Source organism: Dyella sp., assembly GCF_035277725.1.
Lineage (GTDB): Bacteria > Pseudomonadota > Gammaproteobacteria > Xanthomonadales > Rhodanobacteraceae > Dyella_B.
In genome coordinates, this window is record NZ_DATEJY010000150.1 from 1 (window position 1) to 3,659 (window position 3,659).

Below are 3,659 nucleotides of genomic sequence, written 5' to 3' on the forward strand. Positions count from 1 at the left end.
TGTTGGCGGCATGGTCGCATTGTATGAGCCCGATGCGGTGTTGGTTACCGGCAATACAAGTGTTGCGAAAGGCGCTGCACAAATTCGCGCGTTCTATGCCAGCTTTTTGGCAACCGGTGTTAAATTCAACGTCGGGGATCAACGGCCAGCTGTATTCAGCGGAGAGCTTGCTCTTACCTCCACGCAGTTGCCTAATGGCACAATCACGGCTGAGATCGCGCGTAGGCAAAGCAATGGTTCGTGGCGTTGGGTTATCGATCAACCAGCTATTGCCATGTAGTTCACTGCGTGTGCAACCTAACTACTCGCTCAACCGGACGCTTGCCCGTTGCGCGAGTTCGCGCCGGTTAACTCAAGCGTTAGGCGACACGAGCATGAATGAATACGTGTGGCTGAAGTTTTTTCATATCCTGATTGCCATCATCGCGCTAGGGACAAGCGCGGGGCTGGGCATTGTCATGGAATTCTATGGAGACCATCCCGTTCATGGGCTCTTCGTACTCCGCGCCGTAAAACGCCTCGTGGCTTTCGTGGTGATTCCAGGATATTTGCTCATGGTTGTAACTGGCCTGTGGCTCACACATGACGCTTGGTCGTTTACCTTCAGATGGATCCAAACTGCACTGGTTCTGTGGGTTCTTGGTGCGGTCGCTTTCGCGGGTTCGCTCGTGCTTCTAAACAAGCAAATAGAGCTGTTCGAGGCAAGTGGACCTACTTCAACGTCGTACAAACGCGTTTCGTTGCTTGGGCGTTTCTTTGGCGGTGCGTCGGGGCTCATCATACTCATCATTGTTTACCTCATGGTCGCAAAACCGAGCCTTTCATGGTGATTGTGCCGCCCAACAAATCATTCCAGCGGACGCGCTATCCGCGCGCCGCTTAACTCGGGCGTTAGCCCCATGAGGAGTTATCCGTGCTCAACTCCATCAGTCATATAGCCCTGGTCGTTGCCGACCCCGCGCGTACTGCCCTTCTATTCAAGGATTTGTTCGCAACTCAGAGTGTGCGTCGCGTCGACGCGGATGGACACGACGAGACTTTCATCAACCTTGGCAATACCTGGTTCCTCCTCGCCAAAGCCACGGTTGAGCGGCAACGCACCGGCGACCACATCGCCTTCCATGTGACAAAAGCGGATCTCCTGGCGACTGTAGAGAAACTCAAAACGATGAACCTGGAGTACATACTTGCCAGGTCGGACAGCTCACTGTATTTCTTTGACTACGATAACCACGTATTCGAACTCGATACGACAGATATCAGCAGTGAACTTGGCCGTGAGGGCTAGCGGTTATTCCAGCGGGCGGCCGTCGGCTGAGCTCAGGCGTTAGCGCGCAACAAATCGTGTAGGAGATGCCCGCCATGTCCGACACGGACAAGGTCTTTACAGGCTCCATACCGAAGCTCTACGAGACGCATCTTGTGCCGCTCATCTTTGAGCCTTACGCAATCGACCTGGCGGCACGACTGCATTCGAGGAATCTGTCTCGCATCCTGGAAATCGCTGCCGGCACCGGCGTAGTGACTCGCGCTCTGGCAGCAGCGCTACCCGAAAGTGTTTCCATCGTCGCCACGGATTTGAATCAAGCCATGCTCGACCAGGCAGCGGCAACGGGAACAGTGCGGCCCGTCGAGTGGCGGCAAGCAGATGCGCTCGCCTTGCCCTTCGGGAGTGGCGCCTTTGACGCCGTTGTGTGTCAGTTCGGGGCGATGTTTTTCCCCGACAAGTCCAAGGCCTTTTCCGAAGCACGCCGCATCCTCAAGCCAGGGGGACTTTTCATTTTCAATGTGTGGGATCGAATCACCGAAAACGAATTTGCCGATACGGTCACGACAGCGCTTGAGTCCCTCTTTCCCGAAGACCCGCCGCGCTTCCTGGCCCGCACGCCACACGGCTATCATGACCTCCCGACCATCGTCCGCAATCTCGTCAGCAGCGGTTTCCGGAAACCCGCAAAGATAGATACGGTTGCGGCGCGCAGCCGCGCGCAATCCCCCCAAGTGCCTGCAGTGGCGTATTGCCAAGGCACTCCGCTACGCAACGAGATCGAAGCACGCAATGCGTCGCGGCTTGGCGAAGCGACAGAGGTTGCGGCCCGGGCGATCGCGCGACGATTTGGACCAGGTCCCGTAGATGGCAAGATCCAGGCGCACGTCATCTCGATTGAAGCCTGACGGTGGCGATATTGCGCTCAAACAAGTGGTTCCGCGCGACGGCCCTTGCGCGGGCGCAGGCCTGGCCGGGCAAACGCAACTTTTCCATGTGTACCCCCTTCACAGGTCTTGATGTGATAAAACATACCAAGGCCATGATTTTTGCTCACACTGGGTTTTATTACCGCCCAAATTAAGGTGTTTACAGCCCGCATTTAGGCAGTCGAATTTAAGTTAGACGGCTTTGTAATTCTCGTGGGAGCCACAAATGTCATTGAGTGATCGAGCGTTGTCGCGCCTGCAGGCATGGTCAACCATATGTGCGGCCGTGGTTGTCCCACTCGTTATTGCTTTTTTTGGTTGGCAGATTAAGTCACGCCTGTCTAGCAACTCGTTGAAAAAAGACTACGTCAGTATGGCTATAACAATACTTGCAGCACCAGATAACAAAGAAAATAAAGCTCTGCGGGTGTGGGCAATACAAATTCTCGAGCAGAACTCTCCAATCCCATTCACGCCCGCAGTTCGCAATAGTTTTCTCCAGGGTAAATTTGTTATTTTGTCTCCAATTCCACAGAATTTGCTGTCGTCTCCGCTAATGCAGGCACCCAAGCCATGGAAGCCGCTGGCCCGCAAAGGTGTAGTCACCAACAGAGACCTCCTAATGAACTATTTGGATAATATGGGAATTTTTCAGGAAAATTCGATTACGCTTAAATATCTCCAGCAAGCGATAAGGGACATGGCAACACCGGGGAAGCCAAGTGAAACAGGTAGTCAGCCTAGTTCGAGGCCGGCGCACCAATCGACCAGTTCTGCGCCCAGCACACCGGCCACCTCCGAGCCAAGCGCCGGCACGGCGGTTCACTAATGGTGGCGCCATCTAACATCTCAATCCAGCGGCCGTTCATCTGCTACGCTGTATCGCGCCGCTAAATTCAGGCGCTAAGTATCTTCCAGAAAAGAACAATCTTAGAAATCAAAGTGCGCGGGGTTCGGCGCCGGCAAAATATCCACGGAATGCGGCAATCACACGCCCCACATCCGCGGCACTCACATCCAGGTGCGTCACCAGCCGCAGGTTGGCGTTCGGCAGGATGAGGATGCCGGCGCTCTTGAGATGCTCGGCCAGCGGTTTGACGTGCTCGGTCGCAATGCTTGCAAATACCATATTGGTCTGCGCAGCCGTCGGATTAATTTTGATCTGCTTTATCCGTGCCAGCCCTTCCGCCAGTTTTTTGGCATTGGCATGGTCTTCGGCGAGCCGCTGCACATGATGTTCCAGCGCATATAAACCGGCGGCAGCGAGTATGCCCGCCTGACGCATGCCGCCGCCGAGCATCTTGCGCGCCCGGTGCGCCTTGCGGATCAGCTCACGTTTGCCCACTAACGCCGTGCCCACCGGACAACCGAGCCCTTTTGACAGGCAGATTGAAACACTATCGAAGTGCCGCGTGATCTCGCGTACCGGCACGCCGAGTTTCACCGCGGCGTTGAACACCCGT

At 55.3% G+C, this 3,659-nt stretch carries 6 protein-coding genes; 5 read left to right on the forward strand and 1 reads right to left on the reverse strand.

The genetic code is table 11. The features are described 5' to 3' along the window. From VJR68_RS13510 to VJR68_RS13530, 5 genes are all read left to right on the forward strand, one after another. The coding region (locus VJR68_RS13510; protein ID WP_324148420.1) for a hypothetical protein at nt 1–280 on the forward strand (280 nt) is incomplete at its 5' end. Between the two features lie 94 nt (nt 281–374). Further along, complete coding sequence (locus VJR68_RS13515) at nt 375–830, forward strand: DUF2269 family protein (RefSeq protein ID WP_324148421.1); 456 nt, start codon at nt 375–377, stop codon at nt 828–830. Nucleotides 831–913: 83 nt separating this feature from the next. Then, on the forward strand, nt 914–1,288 hold the full coding sequence (locus VJR68_RS13520; protein ID WP_324148423.1) for a hypothetical protein: 375 nt from the start codon (nt 914–916) through the stop codon (nt 1,286–1,288). A gap of 74 nt (nt 1,289–1,362) precedes the next feature. Beyond that, on the forward strand, nt 1,363–2,175 hold the full coding sequence (locus VJR68_RS13525) for a class I SAM-dependent methyltransferase (RefSeq protein WP_324148425.1): 813 nt from the start codon (nt 1,363–1,365) through the stop codon (nt 2,173–2,175). Between the two features lie 247 nt (nt 2,176–2,422). Further along, nucleotides 2,423–3,025: a hypothetical protein gene (locus VJR68_RS13530; RefSeq protein WP_324148427.1), complete on the forward strand. Its 603-nt coding sequence runs from the start codon at nt 2,423–2,425 to the stop codon at nt 3,023–3,025. 108 nt (nt 3,026–3,133) lie between these two features. Here VJR68_RS13530 and VJR68_RS13535 read toward each other — a convergent pair. Continuing rightward, nucleotides 3,134–3,659, reverse strand: a 526-nt coding sequence (locus VJR68_RS13535) for a beta-eliminating lyase-related protein (RefSeq protein ID WP_324148429.1), incomplete at its 5' end; no start/stop codon positions are given.